The organism is Staphylococcus caeli (genome assembly GCF_051413795.1).
Taxonomy (GTDB): Bacteria; Bacillota; Bacilli; order Staphylococcales; family Staphylococcaceae; genus Staphylococcus; species Staphylococcus caeli_A.
Genome location: NZ_JBOIRQ010000022.1, coordinates 1 through 19646, shown reverse-complemented (window position 1 = coordinate 19646; position 19646 = coordinate 1). Strand labels below are relative to the sequence as shown.

The window sequence follows — 19646 nt, the reverse complement described above, 5'->3', positions numbered from 1 at the left end:
TCACCACTTTTTTTAATCTTTCAATAAAGCTTCTTGATATTTCAATTTTTTAATAACATTTCTAATTGTTAACCAACCTACCAAGAAAAATAAGAGGCCAAAATAACTATACATTGGGAATGTAATGGCATAAACAACAATAAATAAAACACCAACGATAATCATTAATCTATATAGAAATTGCTCGTAGCCTTTTATAACTTTAGTATCTGAACTTGGCCATACTTGCGGCCATAAACCATATGCTTGTTGTGTATAAAATTGTGCCATTTGCAGCAAAATAATATACATAAATAAACTACCGATAATCAATGTGACAACTGGATGATGTAGCCAAAACATTAATATTAATGCTAGTAGCACAAGTCTTAAGATAATATTGAATGCGTCCTTCCCTCTCGCAAAACTTCTCTTAAATAAATACAAATACATATAATTTTCATTAAATCGCTTGCTTTTCGGTGTTGCTAATAATGGATCTAAATAGCTTCTGCGAACAGCAGTTTCTTTAAGATGCTTCACATCGGTGAACATATTTACAAATTTATAATAATTCATATGATGTTGTTGCTCTGATTTAATCAATCTTTCCCAAGGGAACAATTGATGTTTATTTTGTACATTTAACAACATCACTAAACCAATAATCAACAATACAGATGTCACACTTGCAATTTGCTTCGCATCTAACGCAACATAATAACTTGAAGTATATAGAATAAAAAGCAAGATATGTAATGTCCAACTTTCTAGTCGGTATTTATACCATTGCCATTTTAATAATAATCCTACATACGGTAAAATGAGCATTAGCACTGCAAATAATATATAAAAGCCATAAGTCTTATCATTTAACACATAAAAGAGCGGAAATAATATGATTATCATAATTATTTGCAACCCTACTCTTGCAAAATAACTATAATTCAAACTATACGATATATATTTTGACATATGTTTTTCAAATGGTAATAAAAATAGTCTGTCGGCATCTTTAAGTAACGTACGTAATGGGAACATTGAAGTTATAGCTACAATGATGCTCGCAATAAGTGCATAATTTATATTTTTAGGAATAGCTTTTAACCAATCACCATATCCCAATATAAAAGCACCTAATAAAATGACCAAAAATACAGAAAAGTGTCCGTTATAAATAAATTTATTATAATAGCGTTTTTCTTTAGCAATGGCATTTTTTCTTGCGCTAAATAATTGTTTGGCATCTTGTTCTTGCGTCATTTATCCTGACCACCTTGTGTCACATGGATGTATATTTCATCTAATGTCTTTCCATTCAAGCCCGTTTGCGCCTGTAATGCTTCAAGGTCTCCAAAGGCTACGACTTCACCTTCATCCATGATTAAAAATCTATCACAATAGCGTTCAGCTGTTGCTAATATATGTGTACTCATGAGCACTGTTCGTCCTTCATTCTTTTTCTCGACCATTAAATCTAACATCGATTGAATACCTAACGGATCTAAACCAAGAAATGGTTCATCAATGATATACAATTCTGGATTTACAATGAATGCACAAATAATCATTACTTTTTGTTTCATACCTTTGGAGAAATGACTCGGAAATATATTTAATTCATCTTCTAAGCGAAACGTTTTAAGTAATGGACGCGCACGTTCCATTGCTGTCTCCTTACTGATATCATATGCCATTGCAGTCATATAAATGTGTTCTTGCAATGTTAATTCCTCGTATATAACTGGGGACTCTGGAATATACGATAACTTCCTTCTATATGCTTCAACATCTTTTTTTATATCAATATCAGAAATCGTTAAATTTCCTTCCATGGGTGTTAATAACCCTAGCATATGTTTAATTGTGGTACTTTTACCTGCACCATTTAAGCCTATTAGGCCAACAATTTCACCTTGTGTTAATTCAAAATTTATATTTTTAATAACAGGTCGTTTACCGTAACCACCTGTGAGTTGTTCTACTTTAACTGTCATAAGGCACCTCCACAAATTATATTGTACCAAAAATCAAAGATTAGTCATAAAGTTACTATTGAAAACTGACGTAAATATGCATGTAATGCTATAATATTGAGTAACAATCTTACAAGGAGTGAAGATTCATGTCAGAAACAATTTTTAGCAAAATTTTAGATGGCGAAATTCCTAGTCATAAAGTATATGAAGATGACGCTGTATATGCATTCTTAGACATATCTCAAGTGACTAAAGGACATACATTGTTAATTCCAAAAAAAGCGTCAGCAAACATTTTTGAAACGGACAGTGAAACAATGCAACATATTGGAGCAGCACTTCCTAAAGTAGCGAATGCGATTAAATCTGCATTCAATCCTGATGGTTTAAACATTATTCAAAACAATGGAGAATACGCGGACCAATCTGTCTTTCATTTACACTTCCATTTACTTCCTAGATATGAAAATGATATAGATGGTTTTGGTTATAAATGGGAAACACATGAAGAACAGATTGACGATAATCAAAAAGCTCAAATTGCAAAAGAAATCGCAGCCCAATTCGAATAATCATGCTTACACAACGATTTAAAGGGTATACAGAAAATATTAATAGATGAGAGATTATTTAGGATAAGGAGAATTTTTATGAAAACAGCTCAAATTTTACTAGGCCTAGGTGCAGGTATTGCAACTGGAGTTGGTGTAGCTTTAATGAATCGTGATAAAAAAGATTCTAGCCAATTCTCAGCGCGTGACAAACGACCAGCAGGTGCTGAATCTGAAGTTGATAGAGAAATAAACACAATTAAACAAAGTATTAATGATATCGCTAATTACGTTGCACAAATTAAAACTGAAAGCACTGAATTCGGTACATCTATCGGTGATGAAGTTAAAACTATGATTGGTGATTTCAAATCAGATATTAATCCAAATATTGAAAACTTACAATCACACATTGAAAACCTGCAAAATCGTGGAGAAGAAATTTCTAAAGCATTTGAAAAAGATAAATAAGCGTGAATAATTTTCAAGACAGGCTAGAACCATGTTAATGGGCTAGCCTGTTTTTTATTTTCCATCCCCTACTGTCCACGCAATCTACTTAAATTGATTTAACGTTAAATTAATCTTGACCTTACTTAAATTAAGTTAGATAATACCAAAGTAAACAGACTACTTAAATTATTGAAGGGAGTATGATAGAAAGTGTATCTTTGTACAAGGCAAATTGATATTAATGCACGTTTCGGTTTACCCAGGATTGCATTTCTCAGTTTAGTTACAACTATCATTACTTTTCTTATCGCATATGAAATTCTATATTTCTTTTCTAATACACAATTAACAGATCAATATTTTTTAATTTTTTTATTGCTTGTGATTGTTTTATATCCTTTGCATAAAGCGATACATTTATTGTTCTTAATTCCATATTATAAATCGTTTAAAAAACATAAATTACTTCGCCAAAAAAACATTCCATTCTATAACACTTATGTCAATACACCTGTGAATAAGTACTATTTTTGTTTTGATTTAATTACACCATTTATAATTATCACAACCCTTTGTGCATACATAAGTACTTTATATCCTCAATATGGTCATTATTTAATGTTTTTAATTGCCTTAAATATGGGGTATTCTGTAATGGATTTTTTATATTTAAAAATCATCCTTTTCTCTAATGAAGGCGCTTATATTGAAGAACATCAAACAGGTATCAACATTTTAAATAAAGTCAAATCAAGTAATATAAATTAGTATTAACAAGTCATATTTTATGCAGCGGATAATCGTAATAGATTGTCCGCTTTTTTTCATTGTACATCTAGTTGTTTCTGAAATAATCTTAACGAAACCGCATTATCAAAGACTATTTTTAATACTATAGTCGTAGATATTAGGTTTCTAATTGGTGAATAGTAAATAATATGTTATATTTACGTTGTTATTCTTACAAAAGGAGTTTCCAACTATGACAACATTAAAAAAAGTTTTACTACCTGTTACGGCTAGTGCTTTGTTATTAGGTGCATGTGGTAATAGCGCAACAGACTCAAAAGAAGATACAATTATTTCATCTAAAGCTGGCGACGTTAAAGTAGAAGATGTTATGAATAAAATCGGTGATGAACAAATTGCGAATAGTTCATTTTCTATTTTATTAAACAAGTTGCTTGCTGATAAATATAAAGATGATGTAAACACTAAAGATATTGATGAAGAAGTTAAAAAAGAAGAAAAACAATATGGTGGTAAAGACCAATTTGAAAGCATGTTAAAACAACAAAAAATGTCTTTAGGCGATTATAAAGAACAGAAAAAACTTCAAGCTTATCAAAAAGAATTATTAAATGATAAAGTGAAAATGTCTGACAAAGAAATCAAAGACAATACTAAAAAAGCATCACACATTTTAATTAAAGTTAAAGAAAACAAAGATGATAAAGAAGGTCTATCAGACAAAGAAGCAAAAGCAAAAGCTGAAAAAATCCAAAAACAAGTTGAGAAAAACCCAGATAAATTTGGTGAAATCGCCAAAGAGGATTCTATGGATAAATCATCAGCTAAAAAAGATGGTAGCTTAGGTTACGTAATTAAGGGACAAATGGAAGAAAAATTTGAAAAAGCCCTATTTAAACTTAAAGAAGGCGAAGTATCTAAAATTGTGAAAACAGATTATGGATACCATATCATCAAAGCTGATAAAGAAAATGACTTTGACAAAGAAAAAGGTAAACTTAAGTCTCAATTAATTCAAACAAAAGTTCAAAAAGATCCAAAATTACTTACGGATGCATATAAAGAATTATTAGACGAATATAAAGTTGACTACAAAGATCGCGATATTAAAAAAGCAATTGAAGACTCAATCTTAGATCCAGAAAAAATCAAACAACAACAGCAACAGCAACAACAACAGCAAGCTATGCAAAGTGGTGCTGGTATGGCTACTGGTCAATAAAACAATATGCGACAATTTAGACGCTAGGTTATCCCCTAGCGTCTTTTGCTTGCTCAATAACAAAAAGCAGCTAATCATCATATAGATTTTGATTAGCTGCTTTATTGTGTTTCCTATTAGTCTAACGACTTAGGATTATAAAATTGTCTACCATCCAATCCAAAAATACGTTCAGTAAATTGACCCTTGTCCGTTTTCTTGAATGCTTTTTCAAACATATTCATTTTTGCATCGATATTGTCGATGAAGAATAGAATTTCTGCTTCTTTCATATGTGGCAATTTAGGCGATCCATATTCCATTTTACCATGATGCGCTAAAATCATATGACGTAGCAATAACACTTCTTCGCCATCTATATTCAATTCTCTTGCGGCCTCAGCCACTTCATCACTCGCAATAGAAATATGACCCAGCAAGTTACCTTCAACAGTATAAGTTGTGGCAACTGGACCACTTAATTCTCTCACTTTACCCATATCATGTAATATAATCGCACTATATAATAAACTGCGATTTAATAATGGATAAATATCACAAATAGACTTCGCAACACGTAACATTGTAAGTACATGATAACTTAATCCACTGGAGAAGTTATGATGATGAGTACTCGCTGCTGGAAATGTAAAAAATGCTTCTTGATGCTTACGAATCAAATGACGCGTAATGCGTTGTAAATGTGCATTTTCAATTTCTAACATATAATGGGATATTTCATCCTGAATTTCATCTGGACTTAAAGGTGCACCATCAACAAAATCTTGTGTTTTCATGTTATCTTCAGGTGTCGCTAATTTTATTTTATTTATTTTCATTTGCTTACGGCCACGGTAATTTATTACATCACCTTGGACATGTACAATTTTCTCGGGTTCTAGTATTTTCATATCTTCCTTACTTACTGTCCATAACTTCGCCTCGATATCGCCACTTTTATCTTGCAAGTATAGTGTCATATAATCTTTGCCTTGTGCTGTCACACCTTGCGTCGCTTTATGGATTAGGAAGAAATGGTCAACAGAATCACCGGGATTTAATTTTTCTACGTTTCTCATTTTTTACCGCCTTCCTCGATTTTATCTAGGGTAATAATTTGTTTTGAAGGCACGCTTGTATCTTTCACACATGTAAAGTATAGAATTTGATAATGTTTCGGTAATTGTCTTAAATAGTTCATCATAATATCTTTTCTCTGTTTATCAAAATGAACAAATGCATCATCTATGATAATTGGGAATGGATAATATGGTTTCAATGTTTTAATTAAGCTTAATCGTAATGCAATATAAAGAATTTCTTTAGTAGACTGACTTAATTCAACCGGCTCATACATTTGCCCATTAGTCTGTTTTACCATTAAATTGTCATTTGCATAAGTAACTTGAACATAATGACCATTAGTTAAATGTCTAAAGATATCAGTTGCTTCATTTATCACTTGTGGTAAACGTTTATCTTTAATTTGTTTAATATGTCCATCAACCAAAGCTTGTAAATAACTTAAACTTGCCCAATCTTTTGCTTCATCATTCACTTTATTTTTTAAAATGTAGAATCGATGTCTTAAATCTGCTAACGTTTTATCTGTTTCCATATCTGTAATTTTAGCATTTAAGTCACTTACTTCGGATTGCATTTCCAAATATTGATCATTATATTCATCAACTTGTCCTGCCAACACTTCATCTTCATATGAAAGTTGAGCTGCTGTTTTTTCACTTAATTTTGAACTTGTATCATAGTTATAGTTTTGGTTTTCCAAATACTTAGTTAAGTCATTAAAACGTGCCATATTTTGATGATAATCTTTATATTGTACATGGTGTTGATAAAATGCTTCTTCGTCATTTACATTAATAAAATCAAACAATCGTGCAATCACATTGCTATTTTCAGATAGTCGATTATGCAATTGTGATACTTCACTTTCAATCAACTTAATTTGTTCATCATTTCGTGTCCATTTTTCCAAATTACTTGTCTCTGTTTTCAACCACTGACTAGTGTCATGGAACAGTGAAAGTTCATTGAAATAAGTCCATTGATGTTTCGTTACTTCCTGTGCATGCGCATAAAATTCTGCTAATTGTTGTTCTAGTTCATGTGCTTGTTGTTGTAACTCATCTATATGTTTATCATGAGCTTTAATCTTATTCATTGTGCTAATACTATCAACAATGAGTTCATCTGACATTTTATCAGATAAGAATAACTCTGATTTAACTTTATCAATATTATCTTGTGCATGTTGATATTGTTTTTTCGCTTGTTCTAATGTACTCATTAAGTAATCTGCTTTTTTATCAATAGCTTCTTTTGACTTAATTGCACTTTGGAATTGCTCACGAACTCTGTATTGGTCGTCTAAATCAAAATCTAAGTCATAATTATCTTCTAATTTATTAATTTGATGCTCTAAATCATCTATTTCATTAGAGAATGACTCACTGTGACCAACTTCTTTCGTTTTCACAAAGAAAATACCTACAATAAATACAAGCGACATCACAGCAAATATAATTCCAAACAATATATTGGATGACACAAATGAAAAGATTGTCAGACCAATACTAACAACTGCTAGCGCAATTAGACTCATGCGTAATAGGTTTTGTCTTTTTTCATTTTCACGTTGTTCTTTATCAAATGTTTCTTTCATTTTTTGATAAAGGTTATTTTTCTCTTGTAATTCAAATACTTGCCTACTATGTTGCTTTTTCTTCTCAAAATTTTCTTCAGGGACAATATCCGCTTCTAATGCATTTATTTCAGCATCATTCGTCTCTTTATCAATTTTGTTCTCTTCAATATTTCGTTCAAGTTGTTGTACATATGCAGTTTGTTCTTGCTTATTCTTAATTTGATTACTAACATGGCTCTTCATCGCTTCAGAACCATCTATATCATGATGTACAGTTTGCCAACCAATATTTGATTTCAAACCTTCTTTTTCGCGTGTTTTATCTTGGATTTCTTTATTTAATGCCTTTAATTCATATTCTTTTTGCTTTATCTCATTTTCTTGTTGATGTAAATGGTTAAAAGCATCAATGTCACTTTGTTTAGGCACTGTGATTTTTTCATTTTCTGCTTTAAGATGTGCTAAACGTTCTTCTCTAAGACTTATATCACGTTTTAAATTTTGAGTTTGAATCTTCGCCGATTCATAACGATCGATACCTTGTTCTGGAAAAACGACAGGTTCTATATTTAATTTTGTTTCTAATTGTTTCCACTCTTGCGTCTGTTCATGTAATGCTAGCTCTTTTTGCTTACGTTCGTGCATCTTAGATAACTGTGATAAATTTTGTTTTAAATTACTTAGGCGTCTTTCTGATTTATCTTTATCATCAACCAATCGTTGATATGTTGTTAATTTTGCTTCCTCTTCACGAATTTGGCTTTCTAACTCTTTTAATTGTTCTAACTGTTGGTTAATTAATGGATTGCGTCCATTTTTCTTAAATAAATACTCTTTCTTTTCATTTAACAATTCACGCATACTTGTAAATTCTGTAGAACCAAGCGCACCAGCTTGTAACAGGTAATTCTGTAATTGGGTTTCATCTAAATTTTTATGAATATCTTGCAAACCTAATACATCAAATGAAAATATGCCTTGATACGTACGTTTAGAAATGTAATTCAGTTCTTTTTTTAACCAGCTTTCATCTTTAATCGTACCATTTGGAAGATAAACTTTAACATCGCCAGTGGCGCTACCTTTAATACGCTCTACTTCTACTAAAGAACCGTCATCTTGAATTAGTGTGAGCTTACCACCATATTGATTCCCTAATCGTGGTTCTAATCGTGGCTCGTTTTCTTTCTTTGTTGGGAATCCGAATAATATAGAATGAATAAAAGCTTGAATTGTTGATTTACCTGTTTCATTTTCCCCATATATCTCAGTGAAAGATGCATCGAATTCAATCTTTCTTTCAATAAATCTACCATAGCCATATATTTCTAATGATTTGATTTTCATATTATTCCCCCCTCATATCTGATTTCAACAATGCTTCCGCACGTTCAATTAAATCTGTTCTGTCAAAATCATTATAATTTTCTAGATATTTGGATGCTTTGGGGTTTAAATACAAATCATTCATTGCTTGATCATAAATTGTTGTATCTTCAATAAGTTCAGTTGAAAATTCTTTGACTAGCGTATTCGGCTCTTCAAATTTATTGCTAACAATTAAGTCTTCTATAAACACAAAGTTGTGTTCATTTTCTTCGTAGTCACTAATCATTTCATGTACTTGCAACTTATCTTGATCAGATATGAGTTGATCGGAATTGACAATAACCTTTAATTGATAAATTGCTTTGCCTTGTGGTCTTACTTGTGCCTTAAACGCTTGAATATCATCAAATAACCCCTGCTTCGTAGTTTTAACCGTTTCTAACGTAGCTTTATCAAAACGAATAAATTGGGTTGGCACAAATTGTGTGTTGAGATTTAAATCATCACCCTCAACAAGTAAGCAACCTTTTTCACCTAACTCTTTAAAATGACGACCTTGAATATTACCAGCATAATGTATCTGCGGCATATCACTCAATTGTTGGCGTTCATGAATATGTCCTAAAGCCCAGTAGTGATACAATTTGTTATTTAAATCCTCTAATCTAAATTCTGTATATCGATCTTTCGTATTTGTCTTACTGTACGTGCCATGTAAAATACCGATATGTATACCTTTTTGACCTTGGCTTGAAGGGTATGCGTCGAGCTTATTTTCATAACTTGCATCATTTTGATAACTAAATCCATGCAAGAATATCTCTTCGCCATTTTTAGTAATGGTTTGATATGTTTCAACATTTTCTGAGAATACTGAAACGTTATCTGGCCATACTGTACCAATTCTTGCTGATAACGGATCATGATTACCGTGACATAAATAAACAAAAATCTGTTCACGTTCTAATCGTTCAAATTGTTCTTTTAAAAAAACTTCCGCACGCAATGTACGATTCTGTTGATCAAATAAATCACCAGAAATAATCATGAAATCTATCTCTTCTTTTAATGCTAAATCAACTATTTTTTTAAAGCTCTCGTAAGCACTTTTTTGCATGTCTTCTAAAATAGACCGACTTAAATAACTTCTAGATTTAAAAGGACTATCTAAATGTAAGTCAGCGCAATGTATAAATTTCACCATACAGTATAGTTCTCCTTTATTGAAAGGTTTATTTATGATAATGCAACAAACACAATTCATCATAGAATTGTTAATTGGCTACGACGATAAATTGTATGCATGTCAATACCTTGTATCTCTATATTTTACCACACAGAACACAATACAGTCGATAAAACTAAGTCCTCAACTCCATAGAATTCTATTAACATTTTGATACTTCAATTTGTTAATTCTTCGGTCATCGAATTTTATCTAATAACTTAAGACTTTGAAAAAATAGAAATGCCGACAAAGCACTAAGACTCTGTCGGCATTTTATTAAAACTATATAAAATTCATTTGCGAAATCTAAGTTAAATTAGTCAGCGTAGATTTCGTCTAAAGGTTTAACAATGATTTGGTTAATTTCTTGGAATACTTGGCTCATGTTTTGTTCAGCAGCCATTAATTCAGAAATGTTTGAATCATTTTCGATTTTTTGAGCTTGTTCTTGTGCTTTTTGTAGCTCTTCTTCACCGATTTCTTCACCTTGCATTTGTTTTTGTTGGAAGTTTAATTGTGTTTCACGGAATTCGTCAAATAAATCTTTTGACTCTTTATTTTCTTTAACTTTTGCATAAGCATTTTGAATAGCTTGATATTCATCACTTTCTCTTAATGCTTGCTCTAATTGATTTGCATGATCGTATAAATTTACTGCCACTATGCTTCACTCCTTTTTTGTATATGTGTGAAAACCACATCGGTATTACAATAACATAATTTAATATGTTATACAAAAATTGCAATTACACCTTGCAATAAACCAATAATACCACCTAATAAAAATCCTAAAAACATGATTAATTTTAATTCTTTATTGGCAATGTCAATAATCAATTTTTCAATATATGCCAAATCAAAGGTATTGATTTGTGCTTCAACCATCTCTCGTAAGTTTATACGTTTCATGATTGGCGAAACGTGTTTAGACGCATTGTCTATAATCATATTAGTTATTTTTTTAGATACATTTTCTTCCAAGAAATTAATAAAACTTGGCATGATTGTAGTTAGCGGTTTGTGCGCATTGTGTTCAATATCCATATAGCCTATCGCTAGTTCACAAATCGAATGTTTTAGTGAATCAAATTGTTGCTCATTTACAACTTCACTTAATTGTTTTGCTTTCATTGTTTCATATTCGCTTTGAATAATTTGTGTTGCAATGGCTTTTGCTTTTGGATGATCTGTTAAACGAATAAGCTCATGTTGAATACGCTCTGCAATGCTTTCTTTGGTCATAAACATTTGCAACAAACCTACTATTTTCCCTTTTTCATTAAAGAATGTATCCAACATAGATGCTATGTCAGTAGCACCTTTCTGAGATTTCAAATAAACACGTGCACGATCAAATAATAGCTCAGGTAGCGCATCAACCTTTTGATCAAGATCTTTGGCTATAACATTAGGTATGATTTGTTCAATTGGCGTCTCTCTATTATCTGAGTAAAATGCATCTAATTTTGAAGAAATTAATGTATCTACCTTACTATTCACTATTTTAGTTAAATCGATATCCGCTTTATTGGCCAAATATTGTAAAGTGGTATTTTCTTGCTTTAATTTTTGTATTTGTTTTAATACTAGTTCCTCTATTGCCTCTCTTGAAGAAGTTGCATTTAATTTTGAATGAATGACACTTTCAGTAAGTAAATGTTCTTCAACCACCTGTCCTATTTTATCTGCGACTTCTTCCCTTCTTTTAGGAATTAATCCAGGTGTAAATGGAACACGTTTATTAAAAATATAATATGTCTTAAATGGATGAAATAACATTCTAACTGCTATCACATTCGTGACACCACCAATGATTGCACCAATCACCATCATAAAGACAATTATCAAAAATGCATGCATATCAGTTACTCCTTTATTTACTTTAGTTCATTTAAAATGACTCTTTTATTATAACCATTTCAGTATCTTATAACACTTCTAAATAGTAATTTTGTGTTTTTAAAGTTTAAAAATGGCTAAATATCTAAAAATAAAAAAGACCTAAAACAATGTTTAGATCTTTTAAAATATAGTGACTAAATCATTCATATATAAGTGTAAATGAATGTTTTCATACTTTATATAAATAATGATTCTTCTATCACAATTTGAATTAATATTATACGTGCATTAATTCTTCTTTAGAAATTCTTCCAAAATACGTCTCAGCTTCTCTAAGTTTAGAAGTACCAAAAATCGGTTGAGTTTCTTGATTCAATACACGATAAATGTCGCTTACCTTATTGCTTTGTAGTGTAAAGCCGTTACGACTATCTACAGTATTCCAGTAGATATCACTTGTCGTAGAATGATTTGGGTATGCACAATGATTACGTGAAATTGTTTGTACCATTTCTAGTGGGTCACAACCAAACGTACTATTTAAAACATCAGAATCTCTGAATAATGCACAAATTGACACACATGTTGTCCAGTTAGGTAGTACTCTCTCTTTTTCTATTTGTACTAATGTCTTTTTTGAAAGACCAATAGTTTGGGCCATCGTATCTTGCGTGTAACCTGCTTCAATACGAACCATTTTAAATTTTGTTTGAATTAAATCTGTAAAACTCTGTCTATCCATTACTTAATCTACCTTTCATAAAGAAATATTTTATCCGGACACAAGAAATTGCAATAATACACGCTTCTTGAAACACAAATTACATCATATTACATTTTTCAGTAAAATAAAAGAGTGAAATGAAATTTTCATTGCTTATTGTCATTGGCGCAATTATCAAAATAATCAATCTTATATCATATAATTAATTTAAAAACAAAAACTGCTTGTTTTTAACCATATTAAGTATAGTAAAAAATACAATAATACAAATTACTTATTACCCTTTTAAGATAAAAACACTATTTGTTATTATAGCTTATTTCATTCAATTCCGCACACAAAAAGATTGAATAGTTTATAAAACTGTCATTTATCTGCTCATTTTTAATGCAATCTCTAAGTGTGAATCTACATAAGTACCTTACTGGTATACGCTTCTTTGTTACTAAATTGTAATAGCTTATTTAAACTTTCTTTTAATCGAAAATTCACTTTTAATAGTTAATCACTTTCCAAGCTGTTATACAACAGTTCTCTGTTCATAGTTAACTGTATTCATTTTCTATACAGTTTTTCAATTCAGTCACAGAACAGTGAAAAAACGTTCACAATGTTTGTGAAAAATATAACAATATAGATGATACAATATTTGTGAAAATATTAACAATATGATTGGAGGCATTTTTATGCTAGAAAAAACAAATGAAAAAGCAACTGCATGGCATGGATTTAAAAATGGTCGATGGAATCGTCAAGTAGATGTTCGCGAATTTATTCAACTAAACTATTCACTGTATGACGGAGATGATCAGTTTTTAGAGGGACCTACTGAAGCTACAACAAAACTATGGGATCAAGTCATGACATTATCTAAAGAAGAACGTGAACGTGGTGGCATGTGGGATATGGATACCAAAGTTGCTTCAACAATCACTTCTCATGACGCAGGTTACTTAAATGAGGACTTAGAAACGATTGTTGGTGTACAAACAGAACAACCATTCAAACGTTCGATGCAACCTTTTGGCGGTATTCGTATGGCAAAAGCAGCTTGTGAGGCTTATGGTTATGAGCTAGATGCTGAAACAGAAAAAATATTTACCGATTATCGAAAAACACATAACCAAGGTGTATTTGATGCCTATTCAAAAGAAATGCTTAACTGTAGAAAAGCAGGTATTATTACAGGATTACCAGATGCCTATGGTAGAGGACGCATCATTGGAGACTATCGTCGTGTCGCACTTTATGGTATTGATTTCTTAATGGAAGCCAAAATGCATGACTTCAATACTATGTCTACTGAAATGTCAGAAGATGTTATTCGTTTACGAGAAGAACTCTCAGAGCAATATCGTGCATTAAAAGAACTTAAAGAATTAGGTCATAAATATGGCTTTGACCTAGGACGTCCTGCAACGAATTTCAAAGAAGCTGTACAGTGGTTGTATTTAGCTTACTTAGCAGCAATTAAAGAACAAAATGGTGCTGCAATGAGTTTAGGACGTACTTCAACATTCTTAGATATATATGCTGAACGTGATTTAAATAATGGCGCAATAACTGAACGTGAAGTTCAAGAAATTATTGACCATTTCATCATGAAATTAAGAATTGTTAAATTTGCAAGAACTCCAGATTACAACGAATTATTCTCTGGTGATCCAACTTGGGTAACAGAATCTATTGGTGGTGTTGGCATTGATGGTAGACCATTAGTTACGAAAAACTCATTCCGCTTCCTACACTCTTTAGACAACTTAGGACCTGCTCCAGAGCCAAACTTAACTGTTTTATGGTCAGTTCAGTTGCCTACACATTTTAAAACATACTGTGCAAAAATGAGTATCAAAACAAGTTCAATTCAATATGAAAACGACGATTTAATGCGTGAGTCTTACGGTGACGATTATGGTATTGCTTGTTGTGTATCAGCAATGAAAATTGGTAAACAAATGCAATTCTTTGGCGCACGTGCAAATTTAGCAAAAACTTTGCTTTATGCTATTAATGGCGGTAAAGATGAAAAATCAGGCGCGCAAGTAGGACCAGCATACGAAGCAATTCAAAGCGACATTTTAAATTATGATGAAGTATTTGAAAAATTTGATAAGATGATGGACTGGTTAGCTGGTGTGTACATTAATGCATTAAATGTTATTCATTATATGCATGATAAATATAGCTATGAACGTATTGAAATGGCATTACATGATACAAATATCATTCGCACAATGGCTACAGGTATTGCTGGTCTTTCAGTTGCAGCAGACTCGTTATCAGCGATTAAACATGCACAAGTTAAGCCAATTCGTGATGAAAATGGTCTGGTTGTTGATTTTGAATTCGAAGGTGACTTCCCTAAATATGGTAATAATGATCAACGCGTAGATGAAATTGCAATAGATTTAGTAGAACGATTTATGACCAAATTAAGAAGTCATAAAACATATCGCAACTCTGAACATACAATGAGTGTGCTCACAATTACTTCTAATGTTGTCTATGGTAAAAAGACTGGTAATACACCTGATGGCCGTAAAGCTTTCGAACCTTTTGCACCAGGTGCTAACCCAATGCATGGTCGTGATCAAAATGGTGCCCTATCATCCCTAAGTTCAGTAGCGAAATTACCATATGATTGCTGTAAAGATGGTATATCAAATACTTTTAGCATCGTGCCTAAATCATTAGGTAAAATACCAGAAGAACAAAATAAAAACCTAACAAGTATGTTAGATGGATACGCAATGCAACATGGACATCATTTAAATATCAATGTCTTTAATAGAGAAACGTTATTAGATGCCATGGAACATCCAGAAGAATATCCACAATTAACGATTCGTGTATCAGGATACGCCGTTAACTTTATTAAATTAACACGTGAACAACAACTCGACGTTATTTCTCGTACATTCCACGAAAAAATGTAATAACGTTGCATAAGGTGGTACTAAAATGCTTAAAGGACACTTACATTCCATTGAAAGTATGGGCACTGTTGATGGACCAGGACTTAGATATATATTATTTACTCAAGGTTGCTTATTAAGATGTTTATATTGCCATAACCCTGACACATGGCAAATAAATGCACCTTCCCGAGAAGTTACTGTAGATGAAATGGTTGAAGAGATATTAACGTACAAGCCTTATTTTGACGCTTCAGGTGGTGGTGTTACGGTAAGTGGCGGGGAACCGCTGTTACAAATGCCTTTCTTAACAGCACTCTTTAAAGCATTAAAAGCACACGGTATCCATACTTGTATTGATACCTCTGCAGGATGTGCTAATGATACAGTTGCTTTCAACAGACATTTCGATGAATTATTAAAATATACAGATCTACTATTATTAGATATAAAGCACATCAATAATGAACAACATATTTCACTAACTGGAAAGCCAAACACCCATATTTTAAATGTTGCCCACAAATTATCGAAATTGAAGCAGCCAATTTGGATAAGACATGTACTCGTACCAGGATACACAGATTGCCCTTCTGATTTAGAGGAACTTGGAATATTCATCAATACATTAGACAATGTAGAACGTTTTGAAATTTTGCCGTACCATCAACTTGGTGTTCATAAATGGGAAGCAATGAATATTGCGTATCAGTTAACCGACATAGAACCGCCTACTGATGAAGATGTTATACACGCTTATCAGACCGTTAATTTTAAGGGTAACATTCCAATGAATATATAGTTTTTAATAATGCTATCAACTATTGTGACAACAATAAATTTCAGCGAACCTCCTCACAGCAATTATGGAGGTTCGTTTTAATGTTCTTATTTTAGAATTCTGGCACGTAGTTTTACTAAATAGTTTTACTTGCATTCAAAAAATAATGTATAATATTTTTCATTGATATATAGAAATAAAGTATATGAAAGAGTGATATGTTCAAATGAATTCAATTTGGTTTGTGTTTAAAGAACAATTAAACAATTTATATTTAATTAAAAGACTAGCAGATTTTCAACTTCGCATTTCCAATCACAACAATTATTTAGGCGTAGCATGGGAAATTATTAACCCTGCCATGCAAATTGCTGTTTATTGGTTCGTATTTGGATTGGGATTACGTAACAATGCCACACATGATGATATTCCATTTATATACTGGCTGATTGTTGGTATTAGTATGTGGTTCTTCGTTAACCAAGGTGTACTTGAGGGTACGAAAGCTATCGTATCAAAATACAATCAGGTTGCTAAAATGAAATTCCCACTTTCAATCATACCTAGTTATATTGTATTCAGTAGATTCTATGGCCATCTTGGATTATTATTAATTGTATTAATTCTATGTTTTTTTGGTGGCTATCACCCGTCTATTTATTCATTACAATTATTAATTTACGTGCCATATGCACTGATTTTAACCACTGTTATTTCAATTCTTACTTCGACACTTGGTGTATTAATCCGTGATACACAGATGATTATGCAATCCTTAATGCGTATCATATTCTTTGTTTCTTCAATTTTATATGAACCTAAAAATGAAATTGTAGTAACAGTTATGAAGTTAAATCCAATTTACTTTTTAGCAGAAGGATACAGAGCAGCAGTCCTACATCATCAATGGTATTTTATAGAACATTGGCATTTAACGGTATATAATCTGATACTTGTTACTGCTTTGTTCATTATAGGTGCTATTGTGCATATGCGTTATAGAGATCATTTTGCAGATTTCATGTAAATGTAATATCCCTTTGTTCTTTATGAACAGAGGGATTTTTATTGTCTTAATTCACTAATAGTCATAAAATGTTATACTTAAAGCAAACAATGTTTCAATCAATCTTTTAATTATTTTGATAATTTAAATTACATTTAGATTGGAGTCATATTTATGGAAATTGATATTAATCATCCTGTATTAGCAATAAATGCCTCATTAAAATTTTTTCAGTTGCAAACAATTCCAGGACACCTCATTTTATTAGATGACCGTATTATATTTAAGTCAATTGAGCCAATTCAAGTTGCAAATGTTAAAGAAACATTTTTATTTAATGAGATTCAAACTTTAAAAACTGGCCTTTCCTTTTCACCATTTAGAATTACCATAATGGATAATGATGGAGAAACATGGATTTTCGATCAAGTTCAACGTGCAGAAGCAAAAAAGTTTGTGGAATTATATGATGCAATTCGTTAAATGAAGTATTAAAAAAAAATTGATTTAAGTGAGGTTAAACGATGAAAAAGTTTTGGATTATTTTTATTTGTTTAATTGCCATGTTATTAGTTTCATTATTAATTTTCAGTATCTCAAATAGTCTCTTTGCTAGTATATTAAACTCTATTATTATTGGCATTCTTGCAGGAACTGCTATGTATTTACTGAAAAAAAGGTGATTTAACCAGATACTAGACAAATCATTTTTAATTTTACTGAGTACATGCATTAAAAAAAACACTCTGAAATAATGGTATTTATTCATACCTACCATACAGAGTGTTTTTTATTAATTCTTCTATTCTTATCTTGTTTTAATTCTTGGAATTTATAGCTGCTAATTTTTTGTCCTCAGATTTAGAAATTATCAATGCACAGGCAGCATCTCCAGTTATATTCACAGAGGTTCTCGTCATATCGAGCAATCTATCAATGCCCAAAATGATACCAATTGCTGCTGGATCCAAACCTACTGCATTCAATACCATAGCAAGCATAATTAATCCAACGCCTGGAACACCAGCTGTTCCAATAGATGCTACAACGGCAATAACAACCACTGTGACTATTTGGCCAAAAGTTAAAGTGACTCCTGAAATTTGCGCAATAAATATGGTTGCAACACCTTGCATAATTGCTGTGCCGTCCATATTAATCGTTGCCCCTAATGGTTGTACAAATGATGCGATTTCTCTTTTAACCCCCATTTTTTTGGTGCATTCTAAGGAAACAGGTAACGTCGCCGTCGAACTTGACGCACTAAAACCTAAAGTAATTGCAGGAATAAAATCTTTGAAGAATTTTAAAGGACTCGATTTTGCAATGAATTTTACTGCAGCTCCATAAACTACAAAGAAATGTATCGCTAATGCGAGTAAGACAATAAAGAAATACATGCCTAGTTGTTGAATTGCTCCAAATCCTGCACCAGTAAATGCATGTGCAACCAATCCAAATGTACCAATTGGCGCAAAAACACTCATTATCATTGTCACAATATACATAAGTACTTCATTTGTTTGGTCTAAAAATTTGTGAATCAACTGTGCTTTCGCACCAACCATGATAATACCTACACCAATGAAGATTGCGAAAGTGATTATTTGCAGCATATTTTCGGTTGCCATAGCCTGTAATGGATTTTTCGGAAATAAATTAATTAACGTCTGATCAAAAGTTTGTTTTGCTGGTGAATCTTGTGCGCTATTTTCTTTATTCAAAGTCTGTTTATAACTAGATACATCATCACTTTTTAATAATTCAGATTTACCTGAACCTGGTTGTAATATAGTAGCTAACGTTATACCAATAATAATTGCAATCGCAGTTGTGGTTAAGAAAAACGTTATGGTCTTTAACCCAATTCCACCCAATAATTTTGGATCGCCAACTCCTACTACACCTAAAACGATAGAAACAAATACAACTGGTACCACTAACATAAAGATTAAATTCAGAAAAATTTGTCCAATAACATTAAAGACATATTTGTCTATGTTTTCTACGAACAGTGAATCTGAAAACATGTTAAAAATAGAACCAATCGCTATCCCCAATACTAATGCTACAACGATTTTTACTGACAAATGTTTCGTTTTCATAGCAACATCCCCTTTTTGTTTATTACTGTTATTATAAAGTATTTTTATATATGATGAATTGTCAATTTAACTGCAACAGACTTACAGTGAAAATTTCATAAGGTGTACACCAATTAAGACACTTTCTTGGTCGATGAT

Annotated in this window: 17 protein-coding genes; 8 read left to right on the top strand and 9 right to left on the bottom strand. The window is 31.7% G+C overall.

Annotated features, from left to right (window positions below):
- Positions 1-12: 12 nt before the first annotated feature.
- Positions 13-1242: an ABC transporter permease EcsB gene (gene ecsB, locus ACSULM_RS10545; protein WP_436862611.1), complete on the bottom strand. Its 1230-nt coding sequence runs from the start codon at positions 1240-1242 to the stop codon at positions 13-15.
- Positions 1239-1976, bottom strand: coding sequence for an ABC transporter ATP-binding protein EcsA (ecsA, locus tag ACSULM_RS10540; protein WP_436862610.1), 738 nt, complete (start codon positions 1974-1976; stop codon positions 1239-1241). The genes ecsB and ecsA overlap by 4 nt, the downstream gene beginning before the upstream one ends.
- Positions 1977-2104: 128 nt before the next feature.
- Here ecsA and ACSULM_RS10535 point away from each other — a divergent pair, with 128 nt between their 5' ends.
- From ACSULM_RS10535 to prsA, 4 genes are all read left to right on the top strand, one after another.
- Positions 2105-2530, top strand: a complete 426-nt coding sequence (locus tag ACSULM_RS10535; RefSeq protein WP_436854201.1) for an HIT family protein — start codon at positions 2105-2107, stop codon at positions 2528-2530.
- 78 nt (positions 2531-2608) lie between these two features.
- Entirely contained in the window at positions 2609-2980 is a 372-nt protein-coding gene (locus ACSULM_RS10530) for a YtxH domain-containing protein (RefSeq protein WP_436854202.1), read from the top strand.
- Between the two features lie 192 nt (positions 2981-3172).
- The gene (locus tag ACSULM_RS10525) at positions 3173-3730 is read left to right on the top strand and encodes a DUF3267 domain-containing protein (protein WP_436854203.1); all 558 of its coding nucleotides are present in this window, start codon (positions 3173-3175) and stop codon (positions 3728-3730) included.
- A 214-nt stretch (positions 3731-3944) separates the two neighbouring features.
- On the top strand, positions 3945-4934 hold the full coding sequence (gene prsA / locus ACSULM_RS10520; protein ID WP_436862609.1) for a peptidylprolyl isomerase PrsA: 990 nt from the start codon (positions 3945-3947) through the stop codon (positions 4932-4934).
- A 116-nt stretch (positions 4935-5050) separates the two neighbouring features.
- Here the strand turns inward: prsA and yhaM are convergent, their stop codons facing one another.
- From yhaM to xdrA, 6 genes are all read right to left on the bottom strand, one after another.
- On the bottom strand, positions 5051-5992 hold the full coding sequence (gene yhaM, locus ACSULM_RS10515; protein ID WP_436862608.1) for a 3'-5' exoribonuclease YhaM: 942 nt from the start codon (positions 5990-5992) through the stop codon (positions 5051-5053).
- Positions 5989-8925 carry an AAA family ATPase gene (locus ACSULM_RS10510; protein WP_436862607.1) on the bottom strand — a complete coding sequence of 979 codons (2937 nt, stop codon included), beginning with the start codon at positions 8923-8925 and terminating at the stop codon, positions 5989-5991. Before ACSULM_RS10510 ends, yhaM begins: the two co-directional genes overlap by 4 nt.
- A 1-nt stretch (position 8926) precedes the next feature.
- On the bottom strand, positions 8927-10111 hold the full coding sequence (locus ACSULM_RS10505; protein WP_436862606.1) for a metallophosphoesterase family protein: 1185 nt from the start codon (positions 10109-10111) through the stop codon (positions 8927-8929).
- A gap of 340 nt (positions 10112-10451) precedes the next feature.
- Positions 10452-10796, bottom strand: a complete 345-nt coding sequence (locus ACSULM_RS10500) for a YlbF/YmcA family competence regulator (protein ID WP_069995012.1) — start codon at positions 10794-10796, stop codon at positions 10452-10454.
- A 68-nt stretch (positions 10797-10864) separates the two neighbouring features.
- Positions 10865-11995 (bottom strand): DUF445 domain-containing protein, encoded by a 1131-nt coding sequence (locus tag ACSULM_RS10495; RefSeq protein ID WP_436862605.1) that lies wholly within the window; start codon positions 11993-11995, stop codon positions 10865-10867.
- 259 nt (positions 11996-12254) lie between these two features.
- Positions 12255-12719 carry an XRE family transcriptional regulator XdrA gene (gene xdrA / locus ACSULM_RS10490; protein WP_069995010.1) on the bottom strand — a complete coding sequence of 155 codons (465 nt, stop codon included), beginning with the start codon at positions 12717-12719 and terminating at the stop codon, positions 12255-12257.
- A gap of 668 nt (positions 12720-13387) precedes the next feature.
- Between xdrA and pflB the strand changes: the two genes are divergently transcribed.
- From pflB to ACSULM_RS10470, 4 genes are all read left to right on the top strand, one after another.
- Positions 13388-15637 (top strand): formate C-acetyltransferase, encoded by a 2250-nt coding sequence (gene pflB / locus ACSULM_RS10485; protein ID WP_436862604.1) that lies wholly within the window; start codon positions 13388-13390, stop codon positions 15635-15637.
- A 25-nt stretch (positions 15638-15662) separates the two neighbouring features.
- Complete coding sequence (pflA, locus tag ACSULM_RS10480) at positions 15663-16418, top strand: pyruvate formate-lyase-activating protein (protein WP_436862603.1); 756 nt, start codon at positions 15663-15665, stop codon at positions 16416-16418.
- Between the two features lie 205 nt (positions 16419-16623).
- Positions 16624-17424 carry an ABC transporter permease gene (locus tag ACSULM_RS10475; RefSeq protein WP_436862602.1) on the top strand — a complete coding sequence of 267 codons (801 nt, stop codon included), beginning with the start codon at positions 16624-16626 and terminating at the stop codon, positions 17422-17424.
- Between the two features lie 153 nt (positions 17425-17577).
- Positions 17578-17886, top strand: coding sequence for a hypothetical protein (locus ACSULM_RS10470; protein ID WP_436862601.1), 309 nt, complete (start codon positions 17578-17580; stop codon positions 17884-17886).
- Between the two features lie 335 nt (positions 17887-18221).
- On the opposite strand, the gene ACSULM_RS10465 is transcribed toward ACSULM_RS10470, so the two are convergent.
- The gene (locus ACSULM_RS10465) at positions 18222-19508 is read right to left on the bottom strand and encodes a dicarboxylate/amino acid:cation symporter (protein ID WP_436862600.1); all 1287 of its coding nucleotides are present in this window, start codon (positions 19506-19508) and stop codon (positions 18222-18224) included.
- Between the last annotated feature and the right edge of the window lie 138 nt (positions 19509-19646).

Excerpts from the sequence above, each read along its gene's own strand:
- ecsB (WP_436862611.1), bottom strand. The coding sequence starts at position 1,242 with ATGACGCAAGAACAAGATGCCAAACAATTATTTAGCGCAAGAAAAAAT.
- ecsA (WP_436862610.1), bottom strand. The coding sequence starts at position 1,976 with ATGACAGTTAAAGTAGAACAACTCACAGGTGGTTACGGTAAACGACCT.
- ACSULM_RS10535 (WP_436854201.1), top strand. The coding sequence starts at position 2,105 with ATGTCAGAAACAATTTTTAGCAAAATTTTAGATGGCGAAATTCCTAGT.
- ACSULM_RS10530 (WP_436854202.1), top strand. The coding sequence starts at position 2,609 with ATGAAAACAGCTCAAATTTTACTAGGCCTAGGTGCAGGTATTGCAACT.
- prsA (WP_436862609.1), top strand. The coding sequence starts at position 3,945 with ATGACAACATTAAAAAAAGTTTTACTACCTGTTACGGCTAGTGCTTTG.
- yhaM (WP_436862608.1), bottom strand. The coding sequence starts at position 5,992 with ATGAGAAACGTAGAAAAATTAAATCCCGGTGATTCTGTTGACCATTTC.
- ACSULM_RS10510 (WP_436862607.1), bottom strand. The coding sequence starts at position 8,925 with ATGAAAATCAAATCATTAGAAATATATGGCTATGGTAGATTTATTGAA.
- ACSULM_RS10505 (WP_436862606.1), bottom strand. The coding sequence starts at position 10,111 with ATGGTGAAATTTATACATTGCGCTGACTTACATTTAGATAGTCCTTTT.
- ACSULM_RS10495 (WP_436862605.1), bottom strand. The coding sequence starts at position 11,995 with ATGCATGCATTTTTGATAATTGTCTTTATGATGGTGATTGGTGCAATC.
- xdrA (WP_069995010.1), bottom strand. The coding sequence starts at position 12,719 with ATGGATAGACAGAGTTTTACAGATTTAATTCAAACAAAATTTAAAATG.
- pflB (WP_436862604.1), top strand. The coding sequence starts at position 13,388 with ATGCTAGAAAAAACAAATGAAAAAGCAACTGCATGGCATGGATTTAAA.
- pflA (WP_436862603.1), top strand. The coding sequence starts at position 15,663 with ATGCTTAAAGGACACTTACATTCCATTGAAAGTATGGGCACTGTTGAT.
- ACSULM_RS10475 (WP_436862602.1), top strand. The coding sequence starts at position 16,624 with ATGAATTCAATTTGGTTTGTGTTTAAAGAACAATTAAACAATTTATAT.
- ACSULM_RS10470 (WP_436862601.1), top strand. The coding sequence starts at position 17,578 with ATGGAAATTGATATTAATCATCCTGTATTAGCAATAAATGCCTCATTA.
- ACSULM_RS10465 (WP_436862600.1), bottom strand. The coding sequence starts at position 19,508 with ATGAAAACGAAACATTTGTCAGTAAAAATCGTTGTAGCATTAGTATTG.